19 protein-coding genes are annotated in these 18,282 nt (G+C 59.6%); 9 read left to right on the top strand and 10 right to left on the bottom strand.

What is annotated here, in order from left to right; all coding sequences use genetic code 11:
- Positions 1–56: 56 nt before the first annotated feature.
- Genes LJD17_RS15950 through LJD17_RS15920 form a run of 7 tightly spaced genes read right to left on the bottom strand, consistent with a single transcriptional unit; the run spans position 57 to position 5,531 of the window.
- Positions 57–1,007, bottom strand: coding sequence for an urease accessory protein UreD (locus LJD17_RS15950; protein WP_227385166.1), 951 nt, complete (start codon positions 1,005–1,007; stop codon positions 57–59).
- The gene (gene ureG, locus LJD17_RS15945) at positions 1,004–1,648 is read right to left on the bottom strand and encodes an urease accessory protein UreG (protein ID WP_227385165.1); all 645 of its coding nucleotides are present in this window, start codon (positions 1,646–1,648) and stop codon (positions 1,004–1,006) included. The genes LJD17_RS15950 and ureG overlap by 4 nt, the downstream gene beginning before the upstream one ends.
- A 12-nt stretch (positions 1,649–1,660) precedes the next feature.
- Positions 1,661–2,389, bottom strand: coding sequence for an urease accessory protein UreF (locus tag LJD17_RS15940; protein WP_227385164.1), 729 nt, complete (start codon positions 2,387–2,389; stop codon positions 1,661–1,663).
- Positions 2,361–2,960, bottom strand: a complete 600-nt coding sequence (ureE, locus tag LJD17_RS15935; protein ID WP_227385163.1) for an urease accessory protein UreE — start codon at positions 2,958–2,960, stop codon at positions 2,361–2,363. Before ureE ends, LJD17_RS15940 begins: the two co-directional genes overlap by 29 nt.
- Positions 2,961–2,972: 12 nt before the next feature.
- On the bottom strand, positions 2,973–4,694 hold the full coding sequence (locus LJD17_RS15930; protein WP_227385162.1) for an urease subunit alpha: 1,722 nt from the start codon (positions 4,692–4,694) through the stop codon (positions 2,973–2,975).
- A gap of 51 nt (positions 4,695–4,745) precedes the next feature.
- Positions 4,746–5,195: an urease subunit beta gene (locus LJD17_RS15925; protein ID WP_227385161.1), complete on the bottom strand. Its 450-nt coding sequence runs from the start codon at positions 5,193–5,195 to the stop codon at positions 4,746–4,748.
- 33 nt (positions 5,196–5,228) lie between these two features.
- Positions 5,229–5,531 carry an urease subunit gamma gene (locus LJD17_RS15920; RefSeq protein WP_227385160.1) on the bottom strand — a complete coding sequence of 101 codons (303 nt, stop codon included), beginning with the start codon at positions 5,529–5,531 and terminating at the stop codon, positions 5,229–5,231.
- Positions 5,532–6,010: 479 nt separating this feature from the next.
- Here LJD17_RS15920 and LJD17_RS15915 point away from each other — a divergent pair, with 479 nt between their 5' ends.
- Together LJD17_RS15915 and LJD17_RS15910 are read left to right on the top strand one after the other, a co-directional pair.
- A complete protein-coding gene (locus LJD17_RS15915; RefSeq protein ID WP_227385159.1) occupies positions 6,011–6,607 on the top strand; it encodes a HupE/UreJ family protein in 597 nt (198 codons plus the stop codon).
- A gap of 273 nt (positions 6,608–6,880) precedes the next feature.
- Positions 6,881–8,323 (top strand): GntP family permease, encoded by a 1,443-nt coding sequence (locus LJD17_RS15910; protein WP_227385158.1) that lies wholly within the window; start codon positions 6,881–6,883, stop codon positions 8,321–8,323.
- 277 nt (positions 8,324–8,600) lie between these two features.
- Here LJD17_RS15910 and LJD17_RS15905 read toward each other — a convergent pair whose 3' ends face one another.
- Together LJD17_RS15905 and LJD17_RS15900 are read right to left on the bottom strand one after the other, a co-directional pair.
- On the bottom strand, positions 8,601–9,503 hold the full coding sequence (locus LJD17_RS15905; RefSeq protein WP_227385157.1) for a hypothetical protein: 903 nt from the start codon (positions 9,501–9,503) through the stop codon (positions 8,601–8,603).
- A gap of 777 nt (positions 9,504–10,280) precedes the next feature.
- Positions 10,281–10,658, bottom strand: a complete 378-nt coding sequence (locus LJD17_RS15900) for a hypothetical protein (RefSeq protein WP_227385156.1) — start codon at positions 10,656–10,658, stop codon at positions 10,281–10,283.
- 320 nt (positions 10,659–10,978) lie between these two features.
- Here LJD17_RS15900 and LJD17_RS15895 point away from each other — a divergent pair, with 320 nt between their 5' ends.
- Together LJD17_RS15895 and LJD17_RS24100 are read left to right on the top strand one after the other, a co-directional pair.
- Complete coding sequence (locus LJD17_RS15895; RefSeq protein ID WP_227385155.1) at positions 10,979–11,572, top strand: DUF3611 family protein; 594 nt, start codon at positions 10,979–10,981, stop codon at positions 11,570–11,572.
- A 29-nt stretch (positions 11,573–11,601) separates the two neighbouring features.
- Entirely contained in the window at positions 11,602–11,724 is a 123-nt protein-coding gene (locus tag LJD17_RS24100) for a hypothetical protein (protein ID WP_264478420.1), read from the top strand.
- A 37-nt stretch (positions 11,725–11,761) separates the two neighbouring features.
- Here LJD17_RS24100 and LJD17_RS15890 read toward each other — a convergent pair whose 3' ends face one another.
- Positions 11,762–12,394: a response regulator gene (locus LJD17_RS15890; RefSeq protein WP_227385154.1), complete on the bottom strand. Its 633-nt coding sequence runs from the start codon at positions 12,392–12,394 to the stop codon at positions 11,762–11,764.
- 352 nt (positions 12,395–12,746) lie between these two features.
- On the opposite strand from LJD17_RS15890, the gene LJD17_RS15885 reads away from it, so the two are divergent.
- From LJD17_RS15885 to LJD17_RS15865, 5 genes are read left to right on the top strand one after another with little or no spacing between them, the layout of a single operon-like run.
- Positions 12,747–13,316, top strand: coding sequence for a DUF1269 domain-containing protein (locus tag LJD17_RS15885; protein WP_227385153.1), 570 nt, complete (start codon positions 12,747–12,749; stop codon positions 13,314–13,316).
- Between the two features lie 35 nt (positions 13,317–13,351).
- Positions 13,352–13,624, top strand: coding sequence for a hypothetical protein (locus LJD17_RS15880; RefSeq protein WP_227385152.1), 273 nt, complete (start codon positions 13,352–13,354; stop codon positions 13,622–13,624).
- Positions 13,625–13,672: 48 nt separating this feature from the next.
- Positions 13,673–13,897, top strand: a complete 225-nt coding sequence (locus tag LJD17_RS15875) for a hypothetical protein (RefSeq protein WP_227385151.1) — start codon at positions 13,673–13,675, stop codon at positions 13,895–13,897.
- 19 nt (positions 13,898–13,916) lie between these two features.
- Positions 13,917–15,083, top strand: a complete 1,167-nt coding sequence (locus tag LJD17_RS15870) for an efflux RND transporter periplasmic adaptor subunit (protein ID WP_227385150.1) — start codon at positions 13,917–13,919, stop codon at positions 15,081–15,083.
- Positions 15,080–18,247, top strand: coding sequence for an efflux RND transporter permease subunit (locus tag LJD17_RS15865; RefSeq protein WP_227385149.1), 3,168 nt, complete (start codon positions 15,080–15,082; stop codon positions 18,245–18,247). Before LJD17_RS15870 ends, LJD17_RS15865 begins: the two co-directional genes overlap by 4 nt.
- The last annotated feature ends 35 nt before the right edge of the window (positions 18,248–18,282 follow it).

The raw sequence follows: 18,282 nt of genomic DNA, 5'->3' as shown, positions 1-18,282 counted from the left end.
ACCTCCACGAAACTGCTGGTCTCCACAATGGGAGATCCCCTGCGAGGTTGGCCGTCTCATCGCCATAGGAATGGAGGCGGAAGGTCGGCGCCGGTAACCTCTTTGCGTACAATTCTCCAGAATTCTCGCACCTTCGCCTTTACCTGCGCCGTATCACGGCCGAGCACTTTGTAGATCAGACCGGCTCCATTCGGCAGCCGACACACTCCAAACGCTACGCCATCAGTCAGCCGAATGTCGGAATCCACCTGCTCGAAGATCCGATCCGCCTTGTCGGGGGGCGTGCAAAGGATCACGTTGCCGAGCACATCATATGTATTCATTACGCCCGTCTGCCGCATCGCAAATCGCTCAGGTTCGATTACGAGCTTCTCCCTGAATAATATACGGCTATCGGGGCGGGCAGCTGCGACCGACAACGATACGATAGTTGCCCCAAAGCACTCGTCAGGATGATGGTGCTTCCGGCCGGGCCGCAGGATCTCTGACAAGAGCAAAGTGGCCGACGGCGCAACACAGATTTGTGTGTTGCTGACAAAGCGGGCATGCCGATGAGGGATGATAGGATCGGGAATAAACTCAAGATAGGCGTCCTCGGCCAGCGTAATAGCCTGGGTCTGGGCTGCGTAATTGGTGTCCATTCCATGAATTTTGGTAGCCGATTGCGAAGTGACGTGCGCCTGCGCTCCTCGGCCGAGCTGTATATCAAGAGCGAGCCGGTCTCCCTGCAGAAGGCAACCCGTCGTAGTGATAAGAAAAATCGAGGCCAAGCCTGGCATTTCCTGATCGCAGTAGAGCGCACGCTGGGCTAGATACGGAACTCGCCGCTCAAGGATCGCCAGGATCGTCCGGCTACCACGGGTTTCGAATCCCAGCCGCAGGTAACCTGTCTTGCCGACAGTGCCGCTCTTCATCTGAGGCGGCTCGTCCTGAAACGCAGCCAGTTCCGGAACAGACGTGCCAAGGGCTTCAGCCGCAGCCCAGGGCGACGAGCCCGTCACAATCATGCCGGCGCCCTCTCAGTCACGTCGATGTCAAACAAGAACTCTCGTTCGATCATTTCGACCAACTCAGGAATCCCCTCTTCCGTCTTGCAGTTGGTGAACAGAAAGGGCTTGTCGCCGCGCATCAGAAGCGAGTCGTTCCGCATCACTTCGAGGCTCGCGCCGACATAAGGGGCCAGATCGGTCTTGTTGATGACCAGGATGTCGGAATGCGTGATGCCGGGTCCGTTCTTCCGCGGGATCTTGTCTCCTGCCGCAACGTCGATGACGTAAATGAAGTAGTCGACAAGCGCTGGCGAAAAAGTGAGGGTTAGGTTGTCGCCTCCACTTTCGATCAGCATCACGTCGCTGTCCGGAAAACGCTCCTCCATGTCCTCGACGGCGGCGAGGTTCATGCTTGGATCCTCACGGACAGCCGTGTGAGGACATGCGCCAGTCTCCACCCCGAGGATACGTTCCTGCAAAAGGACGCCCTTGAGGGAGCGCTGAACGTGTTTTGCATCCTCGGTCGTGACCACGTCGTTAGTGATGATGAGAACCTTGATGCCACGCTCAAGCAAACGTGGGGTAATCGCCTCCACGATCGCTGTTTTTCCCGACCCGACGGGGCCGCCGATACCGATCCGCGTAATTTTCTTGGCCATCGACCTCTCCCATCAATTCATGAACAGGCGTACGTGCGCCTTGATGTGAACCGCGGCCAAGATATCCATGAGAGGCGCGTAGCCGGACATGTCCATCAGGCGAGTCTTAGCGGCCCGCTCATAGGCCGCGTCGAGGTCTTCGCTCAATTCGTAGAGGATCTTCTGCGTATCGAGATGGCTTACCTTCATCAGTCGCAGCGCTGCGCCGAGAATGGGTGCTGCAACCCCGTATTGGTGCACGGCAAAGGTGTGATGCTCGGACAGGTCCTGAACGGCAAAGTTGACCGCCAGGGCGACAGGGTAACATCCAGGTCCTTGCCCCGTCAGAATACAGTCGCGCCACGCGTGAAGCAACGGAGCGCCAAGGACGTGCACGCCCATTTCGGCGAACTTCTTGCCCATACGCACCGACATGGTCCGTGCCTCGTCCGAGAGCTTACGAGCATAAACTGACTCGTCGATGCAAATCAGTTCTTTAACGTCGCCAACCATCGCCGCGCGGTGAGCCGCGATCACGGCAATCCCGTCTCCGCGAGCAGCCTGTTCCGTCGCCGTCCGAGTGAACGCCAACAGGGTCGATACGTCGGTGACAACTCCCTTCTGGACCGCTGATTCCAGCCCGGACGAAAAGGAGAACCCGCCGATTGGAAACATCGAGTCGCCGAATTGCAGCATGCGGGCAAGCGCTGCCACCCGGTCTTTCGTGACAGCATCATCCATGGTGAGGCTCTCGGTGGACATGTGCCGATCGTTCATGTTCATGGACATGCGAATGAACCGGGCCCTCAGCTCCACCGAAGAGCCGACGTGACTCGTGAGGAGTGAGATACGAGATAACCTCCGTCCCAGGTGCGAATTCGAAGTGAATGTGCTCGAAGGCGTGCGTTCTCATCACTGATTCCATCACCTTGCGATCGACCGTCAGCGGCACGTAGACGACATGCCCCTTGACCAGAGCCGGCCAATGCTGGTTGCCCATTGCGTGGCCAAGTTCGATGCAGGTCCGCATAGCCACCTCGGGGGTAGCGTGCATAAGGGCATCTAAATGCACGATCATGACATCGCGCAACTCAATCCTAGCAATGACGGCTAAGGACAGCTGCGGATCCCACAGCATCACATCGCCGTCGCGGATATGAGTGTCCCGGCTGAGAGAAACCGCCAACACCGATCCTTTTCTGGTCGTCTTGCGGAACCGGCTTTTCTGCGCCTCCCATTGATCAAGGTGCAGCACGTCGATTTCGGCATTCTCCAAACGGGTTGCCCATTCCGGATCACAGATATTGCCCAAAACCGTTTCGATGATGACCATGCGACGATCCTGTCAGCTAAAGAAGTATTTCTGGTTCAGGGAGACGGACTTTAGTGGCGGCACGGTTGCATGTTTACCGTCGACGGTGACGGCGAATGTCTCCGGGTTCACTTCGATATTTGGGGTTCCAGTATTGCGAATCATGTCAAGTTTGCTGATCTTGCGCACATTCTTGATCGCATGAACTTGCCGCCTTAACCCCAATCGCTCCTTGATCCCAGCGGCGTGGGCAGCGCCGGACACGAAGGTAATGCATGTCTCGGTCAGAGCATTGCCGAAAGCACCAAACATCGGCCTGTAGTAAACTGGTTGCGGTGTCGGCAGTGATGCGTTCGGATCGCCCATGGCCGACCAGCTGATGAACCCGCCTTTGATGACCATCTTCGGCTTCGCCCCGAAAAATGCGGGCTCCCACAAGACGAGATCCGCAATCTTGCCGACTTCAATGGACCCGAGAATGTCGGCGATGCCATGGGTAATGGCTGGATTGATGGTGATCTTCGCTACATATCGCAGAACCCGATAATTGTCGTTGCCCGCAGCATCCTCCGGCAGTTTTCCGCGCTGCGTTTTCATGGCGTCCGCAGTTTGAATGCACCGCAACCAGCATTCGCCGATCCGACCCATCGCCTGCGAGTCGCTCGAGAACATCGAAATCACACCCATGTCTTGCAGGACGTTCTCCGCCGCGATGGTTTCAGCTCGGATGCGGCTTTCGGTGAAGGCCACGTCAGAGGGAATGTCAGGGCTGAGGTGATGACACACCATGATCATGTCGTATAGCTCAGCCTGAGAGTTGATTCCGTACGGAAGAGTGGGATTCGTCGAGGACGGCAATACGTTGGGGAGGCCGGCGATCTTAATGATGTCCGGGGCGTGGCCGCCTCCCGACCCCTCGGTATGGAAGGAATGTACGGCGCGGCCCTCGAATGCTGCGATCGATTCATCGACGAACCCGGATTCATTGAGTGTGTCAGTATGGATGCACACCTGAATGTCCATTTCGTCCGCGACCGTGAGCGCCGATCGCAAAACCGCTGGTGTGGTTCCCCAGTCCTCATGACACTTGAAGCCGACGGCACCGGCCTCGATCTGTTCGACCAGGGCGGCCTTGCCATGCCCGTGGCCTTTACCGAGAATGCCGACATTGATCGGCCAGTTCTCAAAAGCATGCAGCATCATCGTAATATTTCCGGGCCCCGACGTGACCGTGGTGGCATTTGAGCCGTCTGACGGACCAGTGCCGCCACCTATCAATGTGGTGGTGCCGTTCGAGAGCGCCGCGTGCGCCTGCTGCGGGGAAATAAAATGAATGTGAGAGTCGACCCCACCTGCCGTCAGGATGAGATGCGAGCCTGAAATCGCATCGGTGGCGAGACCGATCTCAAGACCTGGCGTAATGCGGTCCATCGTTTGGGGATTGCCGGACTTGCCAATGGCGCAGATGCGGCCATCCTTTACGCCCACGTCGGCTTTCACCACGCCGAGAACCGCGTCAATAATAGTCACATTGGTGATCACGAGATCGGGGGCCCCGCCCGGACGCGTTACCTGATTGTCGATTCCCATGCCTTCACGCATGCTCTTGCCGCCGCCGAAGACGATCTCGTCACCGTACCCGCCACGGAGATCCTGTTCGATCTCGACGAAAAGGCCCGTATCCCCAAGGCGGATTCGGTCGCCAGTTGTTGGACCGAAAAGTCCGACATACTCTTGTCGCGAGATGGTTGGCATGGGTGTCTCCAGGCAAGAAGAGCGGTGCGAAATCTTGACCGATACGCCGCGTCATGTTTTTCGCGGTGACGACCGGAAACCCCGTTGCTCCGCGAGTGCGACAGCCTTGGACTTGCGGTTCGCAGCGTCCTCGCCGTCCGTCGGGCCGTCGACAAGGTTGTTGAACCCATAGACAGCGCGCTTGCCGCCGTAGGCAACCAGTTGTACTTCGCGCTCATCGCCGGGCTCGAAGCGTGTCGCTGTCGATGATGGAATATTGAGATGTAGACCAAAGGCCGCGGGTCGGTCGAATTCCAAGGCAGGATTGACCTCAAAAAAGTGAAAATGCGACCCGACTTGGATGGGGCGATCGCCAGTGTTGCGCACCTTAAGTGTCGTAACCGGCCTGTCGTCGTCGAAAGTGATCGGTGCCGGGCTGCAAACGTAGCCGCCGACGGGTACGTCGAATGTCGCTGGGTCCACATCGGCTGCAACTGCCGGTCCTGTCTTCAGCCCGCCCATCGCGCCACCTCCACGTTGAACGAAATTTCCTCGTTACTGAATTGGTCTGTGCACGGTTACGAGCCGGCTCCCGTCGGTGAAGATGGCTTCGACCTGTACCATGGGAATGAGATCGGGGACGCCGTCCATGACATCGGCTGCCGTCAATACCCCGCTGGCGTCCTTGGTCACATCCTCAATCGTCTTGCCGGATCGGGCCCCGTCGAGCGCAACAGCGGATATGATTGCGACGGCCTCAGGATAATTGAGTTTCAAGCCCTTGGCTTTCCGTTTCAAGGCGACATCAGCCATCATGTAGATGAGGAGTTTGTCGAATTCTCGAGGGGTGAGCAGCATCGCTTCCTCCAGGCCTTAGACTCCAGGTCACGGACGCTGGGTCACAGGAATCGATGACTGACGTCCGTCTCGCGCTGCATTGTCGCTGGCCAAGAGAGTATCCGGCGGGAGCCGTCCGTCCATCGGGTGTAACCCTGAGCCCGCGTGGGAAATATCCTGAGACGCGCCCTAGAAAATCGGATGTCGTTGATAGAATGCTGTGCGCGTGCGAACGAGAACATGCCGTGCCAGCGGAGCCTGCATTCAACACGAGCCGACTTTCACATAGGCCTTGCTCCGTATTGTCCCTGCGCGATCCAAGGGTTTCTCCTAATAGTCATGTGCCCCGGGAGGCGGGAAGATGCGCCCGCTGCGCAGGACCAATTCGATCACCGGAGATCCGACGTAGGGTCTATCACGGTACATCTGGTCCCCGGTTAGTTCAGTGGGGCAGGGTAGCAGAGGCCACCAAAGTCGTTCTCGGGTGGAAGGAGAAAGTCATGAATCGACCTATCATTGCGGTGCTAGCCGCGGCGTTCATGTTGGCTTCTAACACTACGCTTGCACATACCGGGCACGGCGATACGGCAGGGTTCATGCATGGTGTCGCTCATCCCATCAGCGGGATCGACCATGTCCTGGCTATGGTTGCCGTCGGTGCATTGGCTGCGAGGATTGGCGGGAGATCCTTGTGGTTGCTGCCGTTGACGTTCATTTCCGTCATGGCGTGCGCGGCCGTTCTTGGAATGACTGGGGTCAACCTCCCGTCCTTCGACATTTGGATCGCCGGTTCCATGGTCGCATTCGGCCTTGCTGTCGCTTACCCGTCCTATTTGTCGTCCCTGACGGGCGCAGGCCTCATTGCCCTGTTTGCTGTATTCCACGGTTATGCCCATGGAGCCGAAATGCCCGATGGTGTGCCCGTTCTCACATATGCCGCGGGTTTCCTCACGGGGACGACCCTTCTGATCGGTCTTGGTGCCGGCAGCGCATTGCTGGTCGGCCGCATGGGAGGTCAGATCGGGCATCGTACTGTCCAAATGGGAGGAGCTGCGATCGGACTCTATGGCTTGGTAATTCTGTCGACAATTATCTGAGCAGTACAGTGTGATCACAGGCGGATGCGCTGTCAACGTCGCACGGCAAGGAGCTTCTACGGCGGAACCAGCGATTAAGGATTCTGGAGAGGCCGGAGGATCCAGATCATGGTCCTGGAAAGGTGGAATGGAGACCTCTCCCTTGGGGCGAGCCACTTCGTTGGGGCGATGGCGTGGGCGCCGGCGGCGCGGTGATCGCCTAGCCGACCCGGGTCAGCAGATATGGTGTAGCAGCTCGAACGCCGCAAGCCCGCTTTAGAGGGACGGTAGACCATGGGATTGCTCGGAATACTCGTCGCACTCGGACTGCTCATGTGGCTGGCCTATCGGGGGTGGAGCGTGCTTCTGGTCGCCCCAGCTGCAGCGCTTCTGGCTGCCTTGATCTCTGGTGAGCCGCTGCTTGCGCACTGGACGCAGACCTTCATGGGCGGGGCCGCGCGTTTCGTCGCGCAATGGTTTCCTATGTTCCTGCTTGGCGGATTGTTTGGCAAGCTCATGGATGACAGTGGGTCGATCACTGCGATTGCGCGCTTCCTGACCAAACGGTTGGGAGTGCATCGAACGATCCTTTCCGTCGTGCTGGCCTCGGCCGTCGTCACTTATGGAGGGGTCAGCGTCTTTGTCGCCTTCTTCGTTCTCGTACCAATGGCGCGGGAGATGTTTAAGGCTGCGAACCTCCCGGCCCGATTGATGCCGGCCACCATCGGTCTCGGTGCGTTCACATTCACCATGTCGGTAATGCCGGGAACTCCCTCGGTGAACAACGCCATTCCAATGCCTTACTTCGGAACGACAACCTTCGCGGCTCCCGGGCTAAGTATCATCGCGTCAGCGATTATCTTCGCCTTCGGCATGTGGTGGCTCGGTCGGGCTGAGGCAGCCGCCCGCAAGGCTGGAGAGGGTTATGTTGAGGCGCGAACGGCTTCTGTCGTTGACGAGAAGATTCGTGAGCAGGCGGCGCCGGCGGGCGACTTCGACCCGGCCGAGTTGCCGCATGGCAAGCGAGCCGAGAACGCGCCTCCTTTCTCCCTGGCTGTCCTGCCCCTCGTCGTCGTAATCGTGACGAATTTCTTGATGTCGCTGGTCGTATTTCCACGCCTCGACTTTTCGTTTCTGTCGGATGCTCGGTGGGGCGGCACTACAATCGGGGCCGTGGCCGGTGTTTGGTCGGTCATCGTGGCTCTTGCAGCTGCAAACTTGACCGTTATTCTCGTCAATTTTAGACGCCTGCCATCTCCTCGCGAAAGTCTGGACGCCGGTGCCAATTCCGCAGCCCTCCCGATGCTGATGATCGCTAGTCTGGTCGGCTTCGGCGCGGTAGTTGCCGCATTGCCGGCGTTTGCGATGGTTCGCGATGCGGTATTCTCAATTCAAGGAGGGCCGCTGGTCTCACTGTCCGTCGCCATGAACGTGTTAGCGGGGCTGACTGGTACAGCTTCCGGCGGGATGGCAATCGTGCTCAATGCTTTCGGCGGTGACTTCATGGATCTTGCCAAAGAGCATCACATCGATCCCGAATTGATGCATCGGATCACGACGATGAGTGCGGGGACCTTCGACGCTCTTCCCCATAACGGCACAGTGTTGCTGCTCCTCCAAATCAGTGGCCTGACGCATGGCGAGAGCTATTTGGACATGGTGATGACTGTGATCGTCAGCTGCATTATCGCACTTGTTGCCGTCCTGATACTGGGTTCGATTTTTGGCTCGTTCTGACGGCCGGGTTATCGTGACCGTGGGGAGACCAGCCATGGTGGTAGTACTAGAACGAATCAAAAGGCGCATTTCCGGGCGGGTGTGCCTGTTTGGCTTATGCGTGCTCCCTGTTCTTCCGGCGCCGGAACCATAATGCCAGCACTGTTTGCATAACGTCTTGATGTTCAAGGTTAACGTCAGTGCGACATCCTCCTTCGTGAAGAACCGGCTGTCGGCATATCAGCGTTGAAGCGCGTACCCATTCCTGCCAATGACCTCGGGATTGAGGAATTGTCGATCACTTCAAATGAATGGCTCCCAATCCGAAGCCTGTAGTGCCGCGGGTGAGCCAAATCTCTCCGTCCCCGAGCATCATCCCCTTGTCTCGAACGAAAAGCGTTTCGAAGGTTGATTGGGCGACGATATTCCGAGCGCGGGGATCCATGACCACTTTCTCGGCCGCGATGAATTGGTCGCGATTGCGGATGGTCCGTCTGGACCTTCCCGTGACGGTCAGGGGATAGTGGGTGACGTCGGCGAGGAGTTCGACGTCGCCGGACCGGAAAGCGGCTTTAACACGCCTGAAACCGTAATAGGCCTCTAAGGGATCGAAGTTCTGGGCGCGGTAGTCGGCCTCGATCTCGGGCGTCAGCTTGGGGCGGGAGAAGCCCGTTTCAGGCGGCTTTCCCGGCAGGTCCATGGACCGCCGCAGCTCCCGCGCAAGGAGGTTCAGAGCCCTGTGACGGTCGTAGAGCTGCTGCAGCTCCGGTGAACGGCTTTGCTCAACTCCGGATGCGAGCGATCCCGTGATCTCCGGCATGCTTGCCTTGCCGCCTTCTGTCGACCATCCTTTGCTGGAAGCTGTCGTCTTCTCCAGCTCGTCTTCGAGCTTGCGATGTACGATCCAGATTCGCTCCTCGACCTCGGCGAGGACTTGCGTGTGAGACGGCTTGAAGCCAGGGCTTCTCGCCAGATCAGAGGGCAGCGCTTTCATAGCCTCCTGCGGCTTCGGTCCCTGGGGCTCATTGGACGGATACCGAGGATCGACCTTATAGGTTCTCCCGTAAACCGTGACGAAGAAGGGATCTGCATGAGTCGGCATGGTGCTGATGACAGCCAGCAGGCAGGCGGACATCCCGAGGGCCCAGCGGTGAAGTCGGCCGATGCCACCTCTTGTTCCAAGGGAGACCAGGGGACTCATTTTACCCTCCACGTCCGAGACTGAAAAGCGGCCCGAGGGTGTCAAGGCGATAGGGCGGCTAGCGACTAAGACGATTGGAAAGCTGCCATGGGATCTACTCGATTTGATCGTCCTTTGATCCATTCGGTTAGGCGCAGGACGGTCTTTCAAACCCTCGCTTCGCCGTACCCAAGGCGGCCACGCCTGTAAAGGGCGACCATCGGCGCGTCAGAGCCACATGCCTGTCGGGATATCGAACCTGTCGGTCGCAAGATCAGCCATGGGAAGTTCTCCCCAAGCAGCGGCAATGCTGGATCCCAGCAAGTCATGAGAATACTTGCTCCGGGTTGCGAGACCATCGGGTGTAACCAGGAACTCGCATGACAAATCCTATATATTTGCACCCAAAAATCAACCGGTTGCCGCCATGACTAGACTGCCCGCAAGTAGGATGGACAGCTCTCAATGAGTTCTGGCTGACATGCCGACCGACGTCACGAAAGCGTAACCTCGGCAATAGCGGTGCCCTTTGGTCGCGTGGGCGTAATGGCGGAAACGGCTCAGTTCGGACTGTGCCGGCTACCTGCTTTCTGTGCGCCGTTTAGCCGCCAAGTCGCTATACCGGATTATCGTTTCACGGATCGTCTCGAGTTGTTGAATGAGCAAGCAACGCTCATGATTATGTTGATCGTGAAAGCTGCCTGGAATCTGCACGGACTGAGTGAGAATGACATTACGAAAGATATTTCGCTCGCGCAGCCCGAAGTTCACCTGCAAGTACTTCTCCACCTTCTCATGTCAGTCCGCTCGTCGCCGTTGCCATTCCTCAAAATCGGCATCGCTCTCGACAACGGCGTTGAAGACTTGAGAAATTCCCTCATCAAAGTATGAGGATAGATCGTCCAACGCCCTTTCGATAGCTACGATGCCCTTGAGCTCTGACCTGCCGTTCGCAGCGTAATCCAGCAACCACCACATGATCATGGCGCCGGCCATTGCGACAGCGATGACGAAAGGCAGATATGCGAAAGGACCGTCCGCATCAATCAGGATACCCAGCTTAATCATGCCAACGTCCAGCAGGGCGCCAGCGGCCAGTGTCAAGGACGGTAAGACATAGCGGCGGTGCCCAATGGCGGCGGAGAAGGCGGCCGTGAGTTCCTTAAGCGGTGCCATTCGATCTGTTCCCACAGTGAGGCTATGGAAGAGAGCTCGCCGAATTTCGTGCCATGCACCCCATTTTTTACATTTGCTGCTTGAGAGGCAATTCCTCATGCGCTCATTCTGAACCTCGTTGGTCCATATCATCGTGCCACCCCAGGAGCTGACAGGGGTTGACCAGGGCATTTCTCGCGATGGATCAGGGATTCCCCCGATTGAAAATACGCGCAGGACACGCAAACTCCCTTTCATTCGCAGCGGTGCCGGCCTGATTCAGCTTCCTGCTCAAGCACGTCGGCAACTCCCGAATGTCCCGGAATGAAGGATGTTGCAGGATGAGCGCTCTTGCGAAGGCATTCTTGCGGACGGGCCGGGTTGGCTTCTGGGCGCAGGTCGGCGTCGGCTCCCTATCTGTCGCTGTGGCCATCTCCGCTTTTATCGTGGATCGCAGGACAAGTCTCGGAACACGTGGTACCTTTGTGTTGATCCAGTACCTCACCATTGCAAGTCTGCTCGGGTTGGCGTTCACGACGATCTGGTCTTACCGGTACATCTTGCTGGCGGAGCGCATTGCCGATCCGGCACGCTACCCGTCTATGGCATCGCTGCGTCAAATCGTATGGACGGGCGTCGCGGCGAGTACGCTGAGCCTCATTTTCTCGATGCTCATCATACTGTTCGAGGCTGTGCAATTGTTCATGTATTTTCTCCGTGTGCCGCAAGCCGGCGTTAACGTCATCCAGACAACCGGCGGGCCGGCCACGTGGGTCTCGGCAGGCGATATTCTCAACTTGACGGTTATCATTCTCGCGACCTTCGTTGAGGTTTTCGTGCTCGCACTTGGCCTTTGGCTGCTGTTCACAACAACAGCATACTCAGCCGAAGGTGCTTCTTCCCAGAGCTCAGATGACGAGGTTCTGTTGCGGTAACCCGGACTGACCATGATGAGCCCAGCCGAATGGATTGCCAAGCCATTGCGGAGAACGTCGACAACCTGGCGCTCGCGCATCTCCGCCGGGGGGCCGAGCAGGGTCACGCCAACGGCGTTCTCGATCCCGAGTTCGGACCGGGAATGTCATGAGATGGGTGAAAGGCACCGGGTGACGGGAGGTCGTCGGCTACGGTTCGACCAGCTTATTGCGGATCGCGTAGCGGATGAGATTAGTCGACGAGGTCGCTTTGATCTTGCGCATGGCGGCAGCCCGATGCGTCTCTACTGTTTTAAGGTTGATGCCGAGGAGCTGGGCCGCTTCCTTGTTCGTGCGTCCCTCCGCGATGAGTTGCACCACGCCGCGCTCGCAATGGGTCAGATCATCGCCTCTTGATGGAACATTGGAGAGATACGCGTTCAGCAGAGCCTCCGACACGCGTCCGGTGAAAAAGGGTTCATGGCGGGCCAGGGCCTCAACCGCGGCGATCAGGAAGCGTCGGGCATCCGACTTGAGCAGATAGCCTCTGGCGCCCGCCTCGAGAAGCTCGCGGATCAGAAGCTCGCTTTCGTGCGCAGTGAAGATAAGCACCTCGGTTTGAGGCTGGAGCGCCCGGATCTCGCGGGTCGCAGCAATGCCGTTCATGATAGGAAGCTGGTAGTCGAGAATGGCGACATCTGGCTGCGTCTCGGCCGCCAGCTCGACGGCATGCTTACCGTCCTTGGCCTCGGCGACCACTTCCCATCCCGGCTGGCTGTTCAGGATAGCGTGGAGGCCGGAGCGGACGACGTTATGGTCATCGGCGATCATGAGGCGGATCATGGTCGGGATCGTGCCGTTCGCGGCGATTTTCCTTCATACCCCCGAAGGCCTCCCGTGACACTCGGGTAAAACCCCGAAACCGCCCGGGACGAAGTGCGAACCCGGACTGTTTCAACCGTGTCCTGCAGCATGGCGATGGAACTGCAGGGACCGAAACCCAGCCGGGACACATCCATCACGACGTCCTCGCACTTTGATTGGAGCAATCGGCGCAGGAGCATGGGCGAAATTTTGGTGCGGTCTCAAGACATCCCTCGGTCTGTCTCAGGGTTGTACCCGATAGCCACGCCGCCTGCGGTCGATACTCTCATGGCGTACCCATGCGACCCCGACCGTTTGAGGAGATCGTCCCATGGCTGAGCTGGTGGTCGTCGGGTTCGAAAACCCGACCGATGCGGATCGCGTCCTGACCGAACTGACGCGGCTGCAAAAAGAATACCTGATCGATCTTGAGGATGCGGTTGTAGCCATCCGTAGCCCGGATGGATCCGTACGCATCAAGCAGAGTGTCAACTTGGTGAGCCTTGGGGCCGCGTCCGGCGGATTGCGAGGAGCCCTGTGGGGCAGCCTCATCGGTCTTTTGTTCCTCAATCCGCTGGCCGGCTTTGCCATCGGCGGTGCCGTCGGTGCGGGATCGGGAGCCTTATCCGGCAACATGATCGACTATGGCATCAACGACGACTTCATCAGGTCGATCGGTGACACCCTTAAGCCCGAGACCTCCGCCCTGTTCCTGCTGATCCGAAAGTCGCAGCCCGAAAAGGTTATGGCCGAGCTGTCCGGTTTCAAGGGCCGGGTGATCCGCTCTTCACTGTCACCGGAGCAGGAAGCCAAGCTTCAGGCTGCCCTGTCGCGCGCGCATCCCCCAAGCCCGAGCGATGGTCTTGAGGCGGCGGGCGAGATGGCGCCGCCCGTGAGCTGATAATCCGGTCCCTTCGCGTGTCACGACGGTTGTTCATGAACTGGTTGGTTGGCGCGGCGGTAGCTGCAAGTGTTGGAACCTCGACGACCACAGAGGCAGAGGCCCAGCCGAGCCGTTCGGATTGGCCCAACCGCCCGGGAAGGCCCGGACATCCCGGGCGTCGGCCTCCGGCTCCTCGACCCCGGTTCGAGCGAAGGCCACGCCCCCGTCCAGGCTTTGTGTGGGTGCCCGGACGATGGGTGTGGAGTGGGCGTCGCGGACGCTGGGTCTGGGTGTCGGGATACTGGCGCCGGCGTCGTCGCTGGTAGCGCAGGGCACTGACCGGCCGAAGGAGGGGACTTATGCGGGAGTGACCGATGCGCCTGCGTCTGGGAATGAACGTTTCGGCTCCGCTCCTGTACGGCTTGAGCTGGTTCTTGATAGGCGTCTCGGTCCTGATGGTTGCGCTCGCGGTTGCAACGGCCCTCGGTGTGGAGTCGCTGCCCGCAGCGGCCGGGACGGATGTAATCGCGGCGGCGATCTGCTCTCTGCTTGCTCTTGTCTTTCTTTCACTGGCTCGCAGGCTCGATCACAGGACCTAGCGCCATGGGAAATGCGCCAATGCTCCGTGATCTCGTCATCGCTGCTCTCTTATCGGCGGGAACGGCGGCTCTGGCCCAGGCTCCGTTGCCGGCCGTCGGCATCGCGCCCGTGCAGGTAAAAGATGTCTCTCCGTCATCCGAGTTCGTCGGGCGTGTCGAAGCGGTCAATGCTGTCGACATCCGGGCACGGGTCGAGGGGTTCGTCGAGGCGCGACTCTTCGAGGAGGGCCAGGAGGTTCGGGAAGGGCAGGAGCTCTTCGCCATCGAGAAGGCGGCGTATGAGGCAACCCTCATGGCTGCACGAGCCAGCCTCGCGGGTGCACAGGCGGCCCTGCGGGATGCGGAGGGACGCCTGCAACGGAACCAGGAGCTGCGCCGGACGCAGTCCGTGTCACAGGCTGCCCTCGAGGAGATCCAGGCTGCCCGTGATACGGCGCAGGCCAACGTGATGGCGGCGGAAGCAAGCGTGCGCCAAGCAGAGCTGAACCTGAGCTACACCCGCATCATGGCACCGATTGCAGGACGCATCGGTGTCGCCGCGTTCGCCGTGGGGAGTTTCGTCGGTCCTTTGTCAGGCGCATTGGCCCGCGTGGTGCAGGTCGATCCGATCCGCGTGGTCTTCTCCGTCAGCGACCGCGCTATCCTCAACTTCCGGGGAGCGGCAGGTGATGCCAGCAAAGAGGAGCTTGCCAGGGGATTTGTGCCGACCTTGCGCCTCTCAAACGGCCGCGACTACCTGACCAAGGGCGAGATCGAGTTCGCCGGCAACGAGATCGACCCGGCCACCGGCACGCTCCCGGTCAGAGCCCGCTTTCCAAACCCGGATGCATTGCTGGTGCCTGGCCAGTTCGTGACCGTCGTCATACGTCCCTCGGCTCCGCAACGCCGTCCCGTCGTCCCGATCGGCGCCGTACAGCTCGATCGGGAAGGCCGGTTCGTTCTACTTCTGGATGAGAATGACAAGGTCATGGTGAGGCGCATCCGGACGGGATCGCAACTCGGCCAGGACTGGGTTGTGGACGAAGGCCTGGAGGGTGGAGAGAAGCTGATCGTGCAGGGTCTTCAGAATGCGCGTCCAGGTACTGTCGTTCGGGTCATATCGATGCAGGAACCCGCGCCCGTCGGAGGTGATGCACCAGGACAGATCCCTGCACCTGCAATCGCCAACGGAACAAGCCCGCGATGATCTCCACCTTCTTCATCGACCGACCTCGTTTCGCCATGGTGATCGCGGTGGTCATGACCCTCGCAGGGCTGTTGGCATTGACACAGATCCCAGTGGCGCAGTTCCCTCCGATCACTCCGCCTGAGGTTCAGGTCAATGCCAGCTATCCTGGTGCTAACGCCGAAGTGGTCATGGACAGCATCGGAGCGCCGATCGAGGATCAGGTCAACGGCGTCGAAGATATGCTCTACATGTCCTCGGCGAGCACCAACAATGGCGGCTATTCGCTCACGGTCACTTTCGCGGTCGGCACCGATCCTGCCATTGCTCAGGTGAATGTCCAGAACCGCGTGGCTCTGGCGGTCCCACGGTTGCCGCCCGCCGTTACCCAGACGGGAGTTTCGGTGCGTAGCCGCTCGACCAGCATGCTGATGGGAATTGCGATCTATTCGCCAAAGGGATCGCGAAGCGAGATCTTCCTGAGTAATTACGCGTCGATCAACGTCCGCGATGCCCTCGCCCGGGTGCCTGGCGTAGGTGAAGCCGGGATTTTCGGACCGGTCTACAGTATGCGTGTCTGGATGAATCCCGACCGGATGCAGGCCCTCGGCGTCACGGCTTCGGACCTGATGACCGCGATCCAGGGACAGAACGCCCAGGCCTCGGCCGGCCTGATCGGATCCGCACCATCACAGCCGGGCCAACAGATTCAAATGACCGTCATGGCGCGCGGACGCCTCGCAAGCGCGGAAGAGTTCGCCGATATCGTGGTGCGCACCAACCCCGATGGAGCCATCGTCCGCCTGCGAGACCTGGCGCGGGTTGAGCTCGGGGCCCAATCCTACGATACCGCGTCCAAATTCAATGGGCAGCCCGGTGCGACCGTGGTCGTCTATCAATCGCCGAACGCCAACGCGCTCTCCGTGTCTAACGCCGTGCAGGCGGAACTCGAACGGTTGGCGACCCAGTTTCCAGAAGACCTTGCCTACACGGTGGTGTTCGATACGACCGACTTCGTAACAGAGACGATCCGCGAGATCGTCATCACGCTCATGATTACCTTCGTGCTGGTAGTCCTTGTGACTTACCTATTTCTCCAGGACTGGCGCGCCACTCTCATTCCTACCCTGACAATCCCGGTCTCGCTTATCGGCGGCTTCGCAGTTCTATACCTGCTCGGATACTCCGCCAACACGATCACGCTGTTCGCGATTGTGCTCGCCATCAGTCTCGTCGTCGATGATGCCATCATCGTGGTCGAGAATGTGCAGCGCGTGATGACAGAAGACAAAGTGCTTGTCGCCGAAGCAACCCGCCGGACGATGGGACAGGTCACAGGTCCCATCGTTGCCACAACCCTCGTGCTCGCGGCCTTGTTCGTGCCGATAGCCTTCCTGGCGGGGATCACCGGCCAGCTCTACCGGCAGTTTGCCGTGACGATCCTGATCACCATTACGTTCTCCACCATCAACGCACTCACACTCAGCCCGGCGCTGTGTGCCATGATGCTGCGCGCGCCGCAGGAGGACCGTGGCCGCGTCTTCGGCGTCGTCAATGGCGCGCTGGATAAGTCGCGGTCGTGGTATCTGACCCTGGTGCAACGGCTCGGGCGGCGTCTGGCGCTGGCCCTGGTGGTGCTAATGGCGATCTTTGGCGGAATCTACGGATTGTTTCGCGTGCTGCCGACCGGGTTCATCCCTTCTGAGGACATCGGCTACCTTTTCGTGAATGTCCAGTTGCCGAATGCCGCCTCACTCGAACGCACGAACGCGACCCTCGACGAGGTGGCCAGCATCGTGCGTCAGACGCCGGGCGTCGCCAACGTCATCGGCATTGCGGGCATGAGCATCATCGGCGGTGGCGGTTCCGAGGCAGGCATGGTCATTGTTGCCCTGAAGCCGTGGCAGGAGCGCAGGGACTCAACGGAAAGTATCGACGGGATCCTGACCCATCTGCGCCGGCAATTCGCCGGACTTCCCGCCGCCACCATCGTACCGTTCAACCCCCCGGCGATCCCGGGCCTCGGGACGACAGGAGGATTCGATCTGCGTCTTCAGGCCCGCAACGGCCAGACTCAGGAAGAGCTTGCAGAAGCCATGCGGGGCTTGATTTTCAGGGCCAATCAGACGTCGGGCCTGGCGGGCGTGTTCAGCACCTTCACGGCGGACGTGCCGCAGGTCTTCCTCGACATCGATCGCAAGCGGGCAGAGCTTCTCGGTGTCTCGCCGGCCGCCATTTTCGCGACCTTGCAGGCTCATCTAGGATCGGCCTACGTCGACGACTTCAATATCTTTTCGCGGATCTATCAGGTACGCATTCAGGACGAACCGGCGTTCCGCAGCCGCGCTGATGACATCCTGCGCCTGCATGTGCGCAGTCAGACTGGAGAATTCGTCCCGCTGCAATCGCTCGTGACGGTCTCGACGTCGTTCGGCCCTAACACCATCAGCCGCTACAATCTTTTTCCAGCGGCCTCCGTCAATGGTCAGGCAGCCCCGGGAACGAGCACCGGGCAGGCGTTGATCGCGATGGAGAGTCTGGCGCATGAGAGCTTGCCTGACGGATTCGGCTTCGAGTGGACCGGGCTTGCTTTGCAGGAGCGGCAGGCCGGCAACCAGACCGCCGTCGTTCTCGTCATGGGGATTGTTTTCACCTACCTGTTCCTGGTCGCGCAGTACGAGAGCTGGAGCATTCCGGCCGCCGTCATGCTGTCGGTGTCAGTGGCTGTTCTCGGCGCCCTCGCAAGCCTGGCGATTGCCAGCATTCCCATTGACGTCTATGCCCAGATCGGACTGGTTCTGCTGATCGGCTTGGCGGCCAAGAACGCCATCCTGATTGTCGAGTTCGCTAAAGCGAGGCGCGAGGAGGGGATGGGGATCTACGAGGCTGCCGCAGAGGGCACCAGCCAGCGCTACCGCCCGGTGCTCATGACGGCCTTCGCATCGATCCTCGGCGTAATCCCCCTCGTCATCGCGACTGGCGCAGGCGCAGGCAGCCGTCGCTCTATTGGCATGACGTTGTTCGGCGGCCTGTTGGTTGGGACCCTGATCGGTCTCGTGCTGATCCCAGTTCTCTACGTGATGGTCCAAGGCGCCCGCGAATTGCTGAAGGCACGGCTGTTTGGCCGGCCCGGTGCGCCGGCCCCGGAGCCGGTGCCAAGGCCAAATCTCGTGTCGGGAGAATAACGAGATGGCAGGTTCGACGATCGACCCCCCAGGAC

The sequence above is a fragment of the Microvirga rosea genome, from assembly GCF_020595095.1.
In the GTDB taxonomy this organism is placed as follows: domain Bacteria; phylum Pseudomonadota; class Alphaproteobacteria; order Rhizobiales; family Beijerinckiaceae; genus Microvirga; species Microvirga rosea.
The sequence above is the reverse complement of the archived record's forward strand: the minus strand, read 5'-3'. Positions and strand labels throughout refer to the sequence as shown.